General features: G+C 72.1%; 9 protein-coding genes. 7 read left to right on the top strand and 2 right to left on the bottom strand.

Annotated features, from left to right (window positions below; translation table 11 throughout):
* Positions 1–12 precede the first annotated feature (12 nt).
* The 6 genes from AQI94_RS25740 to AQI94_RS25715 all read left to right on the top strand — a co-directional run bounded on the left by AQI94_RS25740 (position 13) and on the right by AQI94_RS25715 (position 9,295).
* The gene (locus AQI94_RS25740) at positions 13–897 is read left to right on the top strand and encodes a MurR/RpiR family transcriptional regulator (protein ID WP_031061110.1); all 885 of its coding nucleotides are present in this window, start codon (positions 13–15) and stop codon (positions 895–897) included.
* A 109-nt stretch (positions 898–1,006) separates the two neighbouring features.
* Entirely contained in the window at positions 1,007–5,221 is a 4,215-nt protein-coding gene (locus AQI94_RS25735) for a glycoside hydrolase family 38 N-terminal domain-containing protein (protein WP_062229948.1), read from the top strand.
* On the top strand, positions 5,218–5,883 hold the full coding sequence (locus AQI94_RS25730; RefSeq protein ID WP_031050869.1) for a hypothetical protein: 666 nt from the start codon (positions 5,218–5,220) through the stop codon (positions 5,881–5,883). The genes AQI94_RS25735 and AQI94_RS25730 overlap by 4 nt, the downstream gene beginning before the upstream one ends.
* A gap of 117 nt (positions 5,884–6,000) precedes the next feature.
* Positions 6,001–7,374 carry an extracellular solute-binding protein gene (locus tag AQI94_RS25725; RefSeq protein ID WP_031050872.1) on the top strand — a complete coding sequence of 458 codons (1,374 nt, stop codon included), beginning with the start codon at positions 6,001–6,003 and terminating at the stop codon, positions 7,372–7,374.
* Positions 7,375–7,376: 2 nt separating this feature from the next.
* Complete coding sequence (locus tag AQI94_RS25720) at positions 7,377–8,390, top strand: carbohydrate ABC transporter permease (protein ID WP_031050875.1); 1,014 nt, start codon at positions 7,377–7,379, stop codon at positions 8,388–8,390.
* On the top strand, positions 8,387–9,295 hold the full coding sequence (locus tag AQI94_RS25715; protein ID WP_031050878.1) for a carbohydrate ABC transporter permease: 909 nt from the start codon (positions 8,387–8,389) through the stop codon (positions 9,293–9,295). The genes AQI94_RS25720 and AQI94_RS25715 overlap by 4 nt, the downstream gene beginning before the upstream one ends.
* Here AQI94_RS25715 and AQI94_RS25710 read toward each other — a convergent pair.
* Both AQI94_RS25710 and AQI94_RS25705 read right to left on the bottom strand, forming a co-directional pair.
* Positions 9,259–11,469 (bottom strand): glycoside hydrolase family 3 N-terminal domain-containing protein, encoded by a 2,211-nt coding sequence (locus tag AQI94_RS25710; protein ID WP_031050881.1) that lies wholly within the window; start codon positions 11,467–11,469, stop codon positions 9,259–9,261. The genes AQI94_RS25715 and AQI94_RS25710 overlap by 37 nt on opposite strands.
* Positions 11,466–12,542, bottom strand: a complete 1,077-nt coding sequence (locus tag AQI94_RS25705) for an N-acetylglucosamine kinase (protein ID WP_062229947.1) — start codon at positions 12,540–12,542, stop codon at positions 11,466–11,468. Before AQI94_RS25705 ends, AQI94_RS25710 begins: the two co-directional genes overlap by 4 nt.
* A gap of 8 nt (positions 12,543–12,550) precedes the next feature.
* On the opposite strand from AQI94_RS25705, the gene AQI94_RS25700 reads away from it, so the two are divergent.
* Positions 12,551–13,867, top strand: coding sequence for a glycoside hydrolase 5 family protein (locus tag AQI94_RS25700; protein ID WP_031052228.1), 1,317 nt, complete (start codon positions 12,551–12,553; stop codon positions 13,865–13,867).
* Positions 13,868–13,872: the final 5 nt, after the last annotated feature.

Here is a 13,872-nt window from a genome sequence, read left to right as displayed (position 1 = left end):
TACCTTCTTTCCATGCCTCCGACCGACGTCACCACACTGATCCGCACCGAACTGCCCCGGCTGGCCGGTTCACTGCGGAAGGTCGGCGAGCTGATCCTGGAGGATCCGGCCGCCGTCACCCACTGCTCGGCCGCCGAACTGGGCCGCCGCACCGGAACCTCGCAGGCCACGGTGACCCGGTTCTGCCGCGCCATCGGGCTGGAGTCCTACCAGCATCTGCTGATCGAGCTGGCCCAGGAGCGCGGCCGCGGCGAGGTCTCCGACTGGGGCTCGGCCGAGATCGGTCCGGACATCTCCCCGGACGACAGCCTGGAGCGGGTCGTCCAGGTGGTCGGCAGCGCGGATCTGCGCGCGATCCAGCAGACCATCGAGCGCATCGACCTCGACGCCCTGGAGCGCGCGGCCCAGGCGCTGGCCAAGGCCCGCCGCATCGACGTGTACGGCGTCGGGGGCAGCGGCGCGGTCGCCCAGGAGACCGAGACGCGGCTGTTCCGCATCGGCTGCCAGGTCCGCGGCTGGACCGAGGTGCACGGCGCCGCCACCTCCGCGGCCCTGCTCACGCCGGCCGACGTGGCCATAGGGATCTCCCACTCGGGCGCCACCCGCGAGACCCTCGAACCCTTCGAGATGGCCAAGGAGCGGGGCGCGACCACGATCGCCATCACCACCGACCCGCGTTCCCCGCTGGCCAAGGCCGCCGACATCCGGCTCGTCTCCGCGACCTCCGAGACCAGCTTCCGCACCGGCAGCATCGGCGGCCGGCACTCCGTCCTGATGATCGTCGACTGCCTCTACGTCCGGGTCGGCCAGGTCGCCTACCAGCGGGCCAGCGCCTCCCTCGCGCTCACCGACCACATCACCCCGCAGCACGCGGTGAAGGCCCGCCGTGCGCGGTGACGTGACTGATCTTGCATGGATGAACCACCGAGATAACACGAAGATGGTTGTTTGAATCATCCTCTCGATGCCAGGATGGGGCTCCCCCGAGTCATCTCGTAGGAGCCCCATGCGCGTCACCTCTGTTGAGTCGACCGAGTTGTTCGTCGGTACCCCCGAGCAACCGCTCCAGGTGGTGTCGGCCGGGATCGAGCACCTCCCGGGCCGCACGGTCCACGTGCGGGTCGAGGGGCGCGGCACCGGCGAGAGCGTCGTCACCGTCGGCGAGGACGGCACCGTACGCGCCGAGATACCCGTGACCGGCGCCGGCGGACCGATCACCGTCACCGCGACCGACGGGGACGAGAGCGCGAGCGGCACCGGCGAGTTCACGGTCGCCGAGCCCGGCTGGACCATGTTCATGGTCAGCCACTTCCACTACGACCCCGTCTGGTGGAACACCCAGGGCGCCTACACCGAGACCTGGGACGTCGCCGACGCCCCCGCCACCACCGGCCTGCCCGCCCGCACCTTCGACTCGCGCGGCCAGTCCGGGATGAGCCTGGTCCGGGCCCACTCCGATCTGGCCCGGCGCGATCCGGCGTACACCTTCGTGCTGGCCGAGGTCGACTACCTCAAGCCGTACTGGAACGCCTTCCCGGAGGAGCGCGGCTTCCTGCGCGAGCTGATCCGCACCGGCCGCGTCGAGATCATGGGCGGCACGTACAACGAGCCGAACACCAACCTCACCGGCGCCGAGGCGACCGTACGCAACGCGCTGTACGGCGACGGATACCAGCGGGCGATCCTCGGGGCGTCCCCGGAGACCGCCTGGCAGCTGGACGCGTTCGGGCACGACCCGCAGTTCCCGGGGATCATGGCCGACGCGGGGGTCTCCTCCAGCTCCTGGGCGCGCGGGCCCTTCCACCAGTGGGGGCCGACCCTCTCCGTGTTCGGCGAGGAGCCGCGGGACCCGAACCGGATGCAGTTCCCGGCCGAGTTCGACTGGATCGCCCCCTCGGGGCGCGGGATCCTCACCGCGTACATGGTCAACCACTACGGCGCCGGCTGGCGGATCGACAACGCGCCGACGCTGCCCGAGGCCGAGGCCGAGGCGTTCAAGCTGTTCCAGGGGCTGAAGAAGGTCGCCCTCACGCGCAACGTGCTGCTCCCGGTCGGCGGGGACTACGCGCCGCCGTGCCGCTGGGTGATGGACATCCACCGGGACTGGAACGCCCGGTACGTCTGGCCCCGGTTCGTCTCCGGGGTCCCCCGGGACTTCTTCGCCGCCGTGCGCGCGGAGCTGGACGCCGAGGGCCGTAAGGCCTCACCGCAGACGCGGGACATGAACCCGGTCTACACCGGCAAGGACGTCTCCTACATCGACACCAAGCAGGCCCAGCGGTACGGCGAGACGCTGCTCGCCGACGCGGAGGCCTGGGCGACCCTCGCCTCCTTGGTCACCGGCCACCCCTATCCGGACGCGGCCCTCGACAAGGCGTGGCGGCAACTGGTCTACGGCGCCCACCACGACGCCATCACCGGCTCGGAGTCGGACCAGGTGTACATCGATCTCCTCACCGGCTGGCGGGAGCTGGCCGACCTCGCCGAGACCGTGCACGCCGACGCGACGAAGGCGCTGGCCGACCGGGTCGAGCCGGGCACCGGACCCGACCTGGTGGTCTTCAACCCGGTCACCTGGGAACGGCGGGACGTGCTGAGCCTCGACGACCCCGGCCTGGTGCCGGTCGGCGACGACTTCCAGCCGCTGCCCGCCGTACGCGAGCAGGACGGCACCCTGCGGGTCGTCGTCCCGCGGGTGCCCGGCATGGGTCTCAAGGCGCTGCCCCTGGCGGCCGGTTCGCTTCCCGGGTGGGCCTCCGGCGCGGGCACGACCATCCGTAACGAGTTCTACGAGGTGACGGTCGACCCGGCGCGCGGCGGCGCCGTGAGCAGCCTGCGGGCCCTCGCCGGGGACGGCCGCGAACTGCTGCCCGCCGGCGACATCGGCAACGAACTGGTCGTCCAGGAGGAGTATTCGAGGCACCCGCGCTTCGGCGAGGGCCCCTGGCACCTCACCCCGACCGGTACGACCGCCGCCCGCAGCCGGGACGTCACGGCGGACGTCGCCGTCGAGCACTCCCCCGCCGGGTCCCGCCTCACCGTCCGCGCCGACCTCGGACTGTTCACGTACACCCAGACGCTGACCCTCTGGACCGGCGTCGACCGGCTCGACGTCTCCACGACGATCGACGGCTACGACGGCGAGGACCGCCTCATCCGGGTCCGCTGGCCCTCCGACGTGCGCGGCGGACTGCCCGTGCACGAGGTCGCCGACGCGGTGATCGGGCGGGGGTTCGGGTTCGTGGAGGTGAACAGCGAGCAGTTCCCGTGGACTTTGGACAACCCGGCCCACACCTGGTTCGGGCTGGCGTCCACGGCACGGGTGGCGCTGCGCGACGACTCCGGCGCACTGCTGGGGCAACGGGCCTTCGGAGTCGCCGAGTTGGTGTACGCCGACTGGGACGAGGCGGGCGAGCTGGGCGCCCCGCTCGCGGCGGCCCTGGTCCGCGCGGGTGTCACGGCGACCTCGACCATCGCCTGCGGTCCCCGCTACGGCGACCTCGAAGTCGACTCCAACCTTCCCGACATCCGGATCGCGGTGGGCGGCCCCGAGCGCAACTGTCTGGTCGCCGAGGCCCTCGCCATGGACCCGGCGGCCGACCGCGAGCTGCGCCGCCAGGTCGCCGCACAGGGCGTGGCGGCCGTCTGGGTCGCGCCGCGTGCCTCCCTGCGCGAGGAGTGGGTGCCCGGCGCCGACCTGCGCGACCTGGAACGGCTGCCGCTGCTGGTGATCGCCGGCGCCGACCCCTCGGGGGACGCGAAGGCCGTCGACGCGCTGATCACGGACCTGGAGGACTTCACCGTCACCGCCACCGCGGCGGGCGGCGGCGAGGCCCTCCCGCCCGGTGACGCCTGGGACGGGCGCGGCTTCGCCGTCCTGAACCGGGGCACGCCCGGTTGTGTCGTCACCACCTCCGGCGACCTCTACATGTCCCTGATGCGCTCCTGCACGGGCTGGCCCTCCGGCATCTGGGTCGACCCACCCCGCCGCACGACTCCCGACGGCTCGGGCTTCCAGCTCCAGCGCTGGTCGCACACCTTCCAGTACGCGGTCGTCGCGGGCGACGGCGACTGGCGGGACCTCCGACTGCCCGCGCGGGGACACGAGTTCAACCATCCCCTCACCGCCCGCGTGCGCGGCGAGGGCGGGTCCGCGCTGCTGCCCCGCGAGACCTCCCTGCTGGAGGTGGAGCCGGCCCGCGAGGTACTCCTCGACGCCCTCAAGCCGCTGGGCTCCCCGCTGGCCCGGGGCAGCGCGGCGCCCGCGGATCCGGGGCGCGGGGTCGTCGTGCGCGTGCACGAGGTCAACGGACGGCCGGTGCGGGCCCGGGTGCGCGGGCCGGTCGCCTGGACCGAGGGCGCCCTGGCGGACGTACTGGAAAGGCCCGGTGAGTCGCTGCTCCCGGACGGCGAGGGGGCCCTGGAGGCCGGGCTCACCGGCTTCGAGGTGGCCACCTTCCTCGCCACGCCCCCGCAGGCGCCGGAGCCCCGGACCGACCCCGGGGTCGCCGCCCACGAGCCCGCCCAGCCCGTCCACACGCGCTACTGGCTGCACAACTCCGGGCCCGCCCCGCGCGGCAACATGCCGGTGTCCGTCTATCTCTCCCCGACCGCGCTCACCGCGACCGGCCCCGTCACCGCGACCGTGCGGATCGGCTCCGAGCTCACGGACACCTCGGCGAAGGGCACCGTGGTCCTCGACGTGCCGCCCGGCTGGACCGCCGAGCCTCCCGAGCTGCCGTACGCGCTCGGGCCCGGCGGCTTCTCGCTGGCCGAGGTGACGGTGACCCCGCCACCGGACGCCGCGCCCGGCCGGCACTGGCTCACGGCCCGGCTGTCGTACGGCGGCCAGATCTACGAGGACGTCGTGGGCCTCGACGTACCAGGCGGACCGCCCCCGGGGCAGGGCCTGGTGTGCGACCTGGCCGCCGACCGGGTCACCGTGCGCAGGGGTGAGCGGGCTCAGGTTCCGGTGAGCCTGCGCAACTCCACCCGGGGCCCGGTCGGCGGTCAGCTGTGGGCGGTGTCGTCCTGGGGCACCTGGCAGGGCGTCACGCCGGGCCTCCAGGGCTTCAAGGTGCCGGGAGGGGAGCGGCTGGACGCCGTCATCGAGGTGGACGGCTCACTGATCCCCCCGGGTGCGTACTGGCTGATGGCGAAGGCGGCGTGGAACGGTCACGTGGCCTACACGAGGGCGATCCCCCTGGAGGTGACCCCGTGACCCCGGAACACGCGGCACTGATAGACGGCGAACCGCTACCGAGGGACCGGGTGGACTCGTTCCTGGAAAGGCGCCCCTTCAGGGGCGCGGGGAACGGCGCGATCAGCCACGACGCACCCGCACCCGCCGGACGACAGCCGGAGGCACCCTCCGTCGCGAGACAAAGACGCCGCTGGGCCACCCAAGTCGTGGTCACCGACGAACTGGCCCGAAGAGCCTGCACGGACCGCGGCCTGAAGGTCCCGGAAGAGGTGTCCCCCGCCTCCGTCCTGGCCGTCGCCGAGACAGACGTGGCGGACCTCGGCAGCATCGTCGCCGCGGCCCTCGCCCACTCCCCGGCCGCCCGTGCCCTCCTCACCGCGCTGGAAGCCGAGCAGACGGTCCCCGAGACGGCCGTACGGGACTACTACGACCGCAACCAGGACCGCTTCCTCACCCCGGCGGCGCTGAGGCGGGGCGTCACGCCCTTCGACGGGGCGGCCCCGGAAGATCTGCTGCCGTACGACGAGGTCCGCGAGGGCATCGCGCGCGAGCTCCGCAGGGCAGCCGGCCGCCAGGCGTTCTTCGGTTGGCTGGACCAGGCGCGCGGCGGAGTGACCTACTCCCACGGGCACGAACACCCCGGCGACCCCTCGCACCCGGACCATGAACACCGTCACTGATCTCGTACGGAACCTAAACGCAACACAGCAAACCATTGACCTCCGATGAATTCTGGTCCACCTTTTCATCAATCGGAGTCGGAGTTGGTTCATTGAACCAGCCGTGGAGGGCATCACATGCGAGCAAAGAGACTGACCCGCACCCTGACCTGTATCGCCGTTCTGTCACTCGCTGCCACCGGCTGCGGTCTCAGTGGCGGCTCCGACAGCGGTGACGCCACCGCCGGCGGCTGCAAGGTCGACAAGGGCAACGTCGGGTCGGGGAAGCTGACCGGAGACGTCAAGGGCACGATCACCTTCCAGACGACGAACCTGAAGAAAGACTTCGGGGACTTCTTCAACGGTGTGATCGCGGACTTCCAGAAGGCCCACCCCGGCACCAAGGTCAAGTGGATCGACGACCCGGGCGACAACACCTTCACGAGCCGGACCGTCGCCGACGCCCAGGCCTGCACGATGGCCGACGTCATCAACGTCAACGCGCCGACGGCGACCGCCCTCACCAAGGCCGGCTACCTGCTCGACATCGGCACCAAGGACCCGGACGCCGCCAAGCCCTTCGTCCCGTCGTTCTGGAAGACCGCCACCTTCGCGAACGCCTCGGGCAAGGCGATCCACACCACGCTGCCCTGGTACACCGGCGGTGTCCTGCTGACGTACAACAAGGACCTGCTGGCCAGGTCCGGCGTCGACGCGGCGAAGCCGCCGACGAGCATCTTCGGGCTCTTCGCCGACTACGAGAAGGTCGCCAAGGCCGCCGACGGCAAGTACTTCGCGACGATGGCCAACCCGATCTGGCGCATCCCCGCCGACTTCGACCAGATGGGCATCAAGGTGCTCTCCGCCGACGGCAAGTCCGCCGTCTTCGGCGACGACCCGCGCACCACCCAGTGGGTCGCCTGGATGGCGAAGCTGTACAAGGAGGGCGCGATGCCGAAGGACTCGCTGTCCTCCAGCAACGACCCGTCCACGCTCTACAGCCAGGGCAAGGTCGCCTACGGCTCGACCAACCCGAGCTTCGTGCGGTTCGTGAAGCAGAACAGCCCGTCGGTCTACGACAAGACGGCCGTCGGCCAGCAGCCCTACGACGCGCTCGGCGTCGCCTCCGCCGGCGCCCCGCAGTACATCTCGGTCGCCGCGACCAGCAAGCACGCACCGGTGGCGCTGTCGTTCGCGGAGTTCCTCACCAACGCCGAGAACCAGACGGCCTGGTGCAAGGACCCCGACGTGGTGATCTTCCCGACCACCACCCAGTCGCTCGACGACCCGTTCTTCCAGAACGTCACCGGCAGCGACCCGTTCTCGCAGGCCCGCAAGCTCGTCGCCGACCAGCTCAAGACGGCCTCCACCAACCAGACCAACCTCTCCCCGGCCGTGCAGAACGCCATCGTGTCCCAGGTGCAGCTGGCCATGCAGGGCAAGAAGAGCCCCGCGGACGCCGTCAAGGACGCCCAGGAGAAGGCGAACGAGCTGCTGAAGCAGGGCAGCTGACGGTGACGGCACAGATCACGCATCCGGTGTCCGGCGTGGAGTCCCCGACCCCCGCGCCGGGCCCGGCCCCGTCCCGCCTCCGCCGACTCACCAGGGCCGTGCTGCCGGGTCCCGCTCCCGGCGCCAACGGCGCTGCCATGTACCGCCGTTGGTGGCTGCCCTGGCTGTGGACCGCCCCGGCGATCGGGTGCGCGGTGGTCTTCGGGGTGTTCCCGTTCCTCAACACGCTCCTGCTGTCGTTCACCAACGCCAAGCCGCTGGGCGGCGCCGCGGGGTTCGTCGGACTCGACAACTACACGCGGATGATCCAGGACGACGACTTCTGGCTCGCCACCCGCAACAGCATCCTCTACGCGGTGATCGTCGTACCGCTGATGGTGCTGCTGCCGCTGATGCTGGCCGTCCTGGTGGAGAAGAACCTCCCCGGCATCGGCTTCTTCCGCTCCGCCTTCTACACACCGGTGCTCGCCTCCAGCGTGGTCGTCGGTCTGAGCTGGCAGTGGCTGCTCGCCGACGACGGGCTGGTCAACACCTGGCTGGAGAAGGCCCACCTGATCAAGTCGGCCGTCCCCTTCCTCTCCGACTCCTGGCTGATCCTGCTCTCCGCGATGGGCCTGACCCTGTGGAAGGGCCTCGGCTGGTACATGGTCTTCTACCTGGCCGCCCTCGGGAACGTGCCGAGGGAACTGCACGAGGCCGCGCAGATGGACGGCGCCGGTGCCGTGCGCCGCTTCTGGCACATCACGGTCCCCGGTGTCCGGCAGGCCATGATGCTCGTCGGCACCCTCACCGGCATCGGCTCGCTCAGGGTGTTCACCGAGATCTACATGCTCGGCAGCTCCACCGGCGGCCCCGGCGGCGCCGACCGCACCCTGCCGTTCTACATCCGGGACGTCGGCCTGGACCCGATCACCGGCAACGCGGGATACGGCTCGGCCGTCAGCGTGGCCCTGTTCGCGCTGACGCTGGGGCTGACCCTGCTGGCGCAGCGTCTGACCAAGGAGGACGAGTCATGACGGCGAGCGTCGTCGAGACCACCGTCGGGACCACCGTCGGGACCAAGCGCCGTCGCCTGATGCCGCGTTGGCGGGACTACGGCCGCCCCCGCGAGCTGGTCGTCCGCTATCTGCTCCTCCTGCTGGTGCTCGGCCTCACCGTGGGCCCGCTGCTGTGGCAGCTCCTCGCCTCCCTGAAGGGCACGAGCGAGGACGTCTTCGGCGCGGACGCCACCCTGCTGCCGCACCATCCGACGCTGCGCGCCTACCGGACGGTCTTCGACCAGGTGCCGGTGTGGTCGTACATCAGGAACAGCCTGATCGTGGTCGCCCTGTCGGTCACCAGCCAGCTGGTCTTCTCCACGACGGCCGGCTACATGCTCTCCAAGCCCGCCTGGAAGGGCCGCAAGGCGGTCTGGGTGGTGCTGGTCGCCTCGATGATGTTCCCCTTCGAGTCGATCATGGTGTCGCTGTTCATCAGCATCCGCGACCTGGGCCTGGTCGACAGCCTGGCGGGCGTGTGGCTGCCCGGCTTCGTCGGCGCCATCAACGTCCTGCTCATGCGCGGCGCCTTCCTCGCGGTCCCGCGCGAGATCGAGGACTCGGCGATGCTCGACGGCGCGAACGAGTGGCAGCGCTTCCGGTACCTGTATCTGCCGTCCGCGTGGGGCGCGATCATGGTGGTCGTCATCAACACGTTCATCAGCGCCTGGGATGACTTCCTGTGGCCGCTGATCGTGCTGCGCTCGGAGAGCAACATGACGCTCACACTGGGACTCTCCCGCCTCCAGAGCTCCTCGTTCGGCTACGACCAGCGGATGGTCATGGCCGGTTCGGTGATCTCGGTGGTCCCGGTGCTGGTGCTGTTCGTGATCACCCAGCGGTGGTTCTACAAGGGCGTGTCGTCGGGGGCCGTCAAGCTGTGACCCTTCGCGGTGAGCGCCTCCCGGGCTGACGCGGCGACCCTGATCTCGACGGTGCCGCTGATGCCCTCCAGGGGCAGGGTCACCGTACGGCGCTCGCCCGGCGCCAGGCCGACACCCTCGAACGCGCACAGTTCGAGGGTGCGCGGCCAGGTGGGGGCGATCAGCCGGCGCAGGTAGACCTGGACGACCGAACGCCCGTACCGCTGACCGGTGTTGGTGACATCCACCTCGACCGCCGATCCCGTGAGGCGTGGCTCGCCGTACGCGAAGCTCGTGTACGACAGCCCGTGCCCGAAGGAGTACCGCGGCTCGGCGCTCTCGTCGGCGTATCCGCCGTACTCGGTGTCCTTGTGGTTGTAGTAGACGGGGAGCTGGGCCGCCGAGCGGGGCACGGAGACGGGCAGTCGGCCCGCGGGTTCCACGAGTCCGAGCAGCACCTCGGCGATCGCCTCGCCGCCCCAGGGGCCGGGATACCAGGCCGAGAGCAGGGCGGGCGCGGTGTCCGGCACGAGATGCGGGCGCCCCTGGACCAGCACGACCGCGGTCGGCGTGCCCGTCGCCACCACGGCGTCCAGCAGCGCGTACTGGGCGTCGCCCAGCCGGAGCCCGGCGAGGTCGACGCCCTCGCCGCAGGTCATCTCGGAGACCGCCGTGAGCGCGGCCCCGTTGGCGTCGAACACGGTCTCGGGGGTCCGGGCGCTGCTGCCGCCCAGCACCAGCACGGCGAGGTCGGACGCGGCGGCCTGGGCGATCGCCTCGGGGATGCCGGAGAGGTCGTCGCCGGTGAGCGAGCAGCCTGCGGCGTGGCGGATGTCGAGGCCGGGCGGGGCGAGCCTGCGCAGGCCGTCCAGGACGCTGCTGCCGGTGCCGGGGCGCTGCGGGGCCGTGTAGTCGCCCGACTGGTGGGCGGTGGTGGCGGCCTGGGGACCGAGCACGGCGATCCGCGAGACGTGCGCGCCGACGGGGAGCACCCCGTCGTTGCGCAGGAGGGTGACGGCGGCCCGGGCGACGTCCTTGCTGAGCTCCGCTCCGCCGGCCGGAGCGGGGCACGTCGTGCGCTGCGGCTCGAACAGCCCCAGCCGGAACTTGAGGCGCAGCACCCGGGCGACGGCGGCGTCGAGGACGCTCTCCTCGACGAGTCCGCGCTCGACCGCCTCCTCCAGGTGGGTGAAGCCCTCATCCCAAAGGCTCAGATCGACACCGGAGTTGAGGGCGAGAGCGCCCGCCGAGGTCTTGTCACCGGTGATCCGGGCCAGCCGGTCGACGGCGAGGCCGTCCGCCATGACGAGTCCGTCGAAGCCCCACTCCTCGCGCAACAGGCCGGTGAGCAGGGCGCGGTTGCCGGAGCAGGGCATCCCGTCGACCTCGTTGTACGCGGCCATGACGGCGGCGGCGCCCGCGCGGACACCGGCCCGGGCGGCGGGGAGGTGGATCTCGTGCAGCTCACGCCAACCCAGCTCCGACTCCGCGGAGTTGCGTCCGCCGACGGTGGCTCCCTGCCCGGCGAAGTGCTTGAGGACGACGGGTGCCTTGTCGGGCGCGAAGTCCTCACCCGGGCCCTGCGCTCCCCTGACCAGTGCTTCCGTCAGCCGGGCGGCCAGGTACGGGTCCTCGCCGAAGCACTCCTCGGTACGGCCCCAGCGCGGGTCGCGCGCGATGTCCAGCGCGGAGACGAGGGCCACGTGGCCGCCCCGGGCCCGCAGCTCGGCGGCGGCGTGGGCGGCGGCTCGCTCGTACAGTGCGGGGTCCCAGCCGGCGCCGACCGCGAGGTTGACCGGCAGGACCGTGCCGTCCAGGGCCATGAGGCCGTGCGGGACCTCCTCCACGAACAGCGCCGGGATGCCGAGCCGGCTGCGGCCCACGACGTGCCGCTGCACCAGTTCGGCGAGGGCGGCACCGTCCTGCGCGCCCGGTCCGTTCCCGTGGTCCACGCCGGACCACGCGTCGGCGCGCTGCAGGCCGTAGAGGGCGCCCAGGCCCTCGAAACGGTCGGTCTCGGCGTGGAGGGCCTCGGTGAGCTCGAAGCCGCCGTCGGGGGTGCGGCGGTAGGCGTCCCAGCCGTACATCCGCTGGTTGAGCTGGCCGACCTTCTCCCGCAGGGTCATCCGGGCGAGGAGGTCGCGGACGCGGGCCTCGGTCGGGGCGGTGGGGTCGCGGTAGACGGCGTCGCTCATGACGGGTGCGCCAGCCGGGCGAGGGCGACCGCGCCGGGGCGGCCGTCGGCCACCCAGTCCAGGCTCAGGCCGTGCGTGTGGAGGCGGGCGGCGAGCGGGGCGGTCAGCGGCCCCTCGGGACCGAGGAGCCCGCCCGTGGCGACGATCCGCTCCCCGGGACGCGGTTCCAGCGCCCGTACGGCCGCCAGCAGGTGGTCCGCCGCCTCGCTCAGGATGGTCTCGGCCACGGCGTCCCGCTCGGCGGCCGCCTCGGCGACCAGCGGGGCGAAGCGGGCCAGCCGGATCGGCGGATCGGCCATGACGGCGGGCAGCAGATGGCGGCGGAAGTCCTCACGCCGGGCGCGTTCCCAGCCGGGGACGCCGGTGGGGTGGGGCGCGGTACCGCTCGGCGGGACGGCGCCGCCACGGTCGTACGAGGGGATTCCACCCTTGGGGAGGACGTCGACCGGCAGGCCCAGGGTGCGGCCGACCCAGCCGGCCAGGACGGTCGGACGGCCGCGGCCGTCGGCCATGCGCAGGGCGGCGCGGACCGCGCTGCGGCCGATCCAGAAGCCGCTGCCCTCGTCGCCGAGGAGCCAGCCGTCGCCGTCCACGGTGGTCGTGGCGTGCCGGCCGGTGATGCGCATGGCGACCGCGCCCGTGCCCGCCACCAGGGCCAGGCCCTCGGAGGGGGTGCCCGGGGCGGCGGCGAAGGCGGCCTCGATGTCGCTGCACACCCCGACCCGGCCGGCCGGGATGCCCAGGCGGCGCAGGGCCTCGGTGAGGGCGGTGCGGGCCCTGCCGGTGCCGGGGTCGTCCTCGGAGGCCGCCGTGGCGCCCGCGAAACCGCCGGTCACGGACACGACACGGGCGCGCGCCTCCTCGGGGACCACCCGGGCGAGCGCTTCGGTGAGGTGGTCGGTGAGCTGGGGGACGGGGACGGTCATGGCGTTGCCCGGCCCGCCGGTGCTCTCGCCCAGCACATGGCCGTCGTCGGCGGCGGCGAGGACCGCACGGGTGCGGGTGCCGCCGGCGTCGAGGCCGATGACCAGAGCGCGACCGTCGCGCGGTGTGTGGTTCAAATCATTACCCATCGATGACTATGGTGATTGATACATTCGCGCAGGACAAGAGCAGAACCCGAGCAGAACACGAGCCGGACCGAGGTCGGACCGGGCCCGAACCCGAGGAGGATCCCATTCCCACGCTCCGCTTCGGCGTCAACTACACGCCCCGCCGCGGCTGGTTCCACGCCTGGCACGACTTCGATCCGGCCCGCACCCGCGAGGACCTCGCCCAGATAGCCGGGCTCGGCCTCGACCACGTCCGGGTCTTCCACCTCTGGCCGCTGCTCCAGCCCAACCGCACCCTGATCCGCACCGCCGCCCTGGACCAGCTGGCACAGCTGGTCGACCTGGCCGCCGAGGCGGGCCTCGACGTGCTGGTGGACGGGGTGCAGGGCCATCTGTCGAGCTTCGACTTCTACCCGGAGTGGACCCGCAGCTGGCACCACCGCAACGTCTTCACCGACCCGGACGCCGTCGCCGCCCAGGCGGACCTGCTCCGCGCCCTCGGCCGCGCCCTCGCCGGCCGCCCCAACCTCATCGGCCTCCAGCTGGGCAACGAGCTCAACAACCTGATCGAGCACAACCCGGCGACCATGGCGGAGGTCGACCACTACCTGGACACGCTGCTGGCGGCCGCCCGGGACGGCCTCGGCACCGACGGCGGCCTGGTCACGCACTCCGCGTACGACGCCGCCTGGTACGGCGACGACCACCCCTTCACCCCGCAGGCCTCGGCCCGCAAGGGCGATGTCACCACGGTCCACCCCTGGGTCTTCTCCGGCGGGTGCGCGAACCGGTACGGCCCCCGCTCCCCCGAGGCCCTGCACCTCGCCGAGTACGGCACGGAACTGGCCAAGGCCTACGCCGAGGACCCGGCCCGCCCGGTCTGGATCCAGGAGACGGGCGCCCCCGAACCCCACATCCCGGCCGCCGACGCCCCGCACTTCGCCCGCGAGACGATCCTGAACGCCTCGGGGTGCGCGGACCTGTGGGGCGTGACCTGGTGGTGCTCCCACGACGTGGACCGGTCACTGGCGGACTTCCCGGAACTGGAGTACACGCTGGGGCTGTTCGACTCGGGGGGCCACGCCAAGCCGATAGCGCGGGCCCTGGCGGAGACGGTCGCCGAACTGCGGGCGGCTTCCCTGCCGGTCGAGCCACGTGACACGGCCCTGGTCCTGGACTGTACGCCGTCCACGCGCTCGGTGTCGGGGCCGGGCGGGGCGTACTTCGAGGAGTGGATGCGGCTGCGGCAGGAGGGGGTGCGGCCGGCGGTGGTACTGGCGGAACGGACGGGGGACGAGGGCTACTTGGCGGCCAGGGGGATCAAGGAGCTCGTCCGAGTTCGGTAGAGGTT

The sequence above is a fragment of the Streptomyces pseudovenezuelae genome (genome assembly GCF_001513955.1).
GTDB classification, from domain to species: domain Bacteria; phylum Actinomycetota; class Actinomycetes; order Streptomycetales; family Streptomycetaceae; genus Streptomyces; species Streptomyces pseudovenezuelae.
The sequence above is the reverse complement of the archived record's forward strand: the minus strand, read 5'-3'. Positions and strand labels throughout refer to the sequence as shown.

Coding starts and splice junctions, on each gene's coding strand:
- AQI94_RS25740 (WP_031061110.1), top strand. CDS start 13: ATGCCTCCGACCGACGTCACCACACTGATCCGCACCGAACTGCCCCGG.
- AQI94_RS25735 (WP_062229948.1), top strand. CDS start 1,007: ATGCGCGTCACCTCTGTTGAGTCGACCGAGTTGTTCGTCGGTACCCCC.
- AQI94_RS25725 (WP_031050872.1), top strand. CDS start 6,001: ATGCGAGCAAAGAGACTGACCCGCACCCTGACCTGTATCGCCGTTCTG.
- AQI94_RS25715 (WP_031050878.1), top strand. CDS start 8,387: ATGACGGCGAGCGTCGTCGAGACCACCGTCGGGACCACCGTCGGGACC.
- AQI94_RS25710 (WP_031050881.1), bottom strand. CDS start 11,469: ATGAGCGACGCCGTCTACCGCGACCCCACCGCCCCGACCGAGGCCCGC.
- AQI94_RS25705 (WP_062229947.1), bottom strand. CDS start 12,542: ATGGGTAATGATTTGAACCACACACCGCGCGACGGTCGCGCTCTGGTC.
- AQI94_RS25700 (WP_031052228.1), top strand. CDS start 12,551: ATGGTGATTGATACATTCGCGCAGGACAAGAGCAGAACCCGAGCAGAA.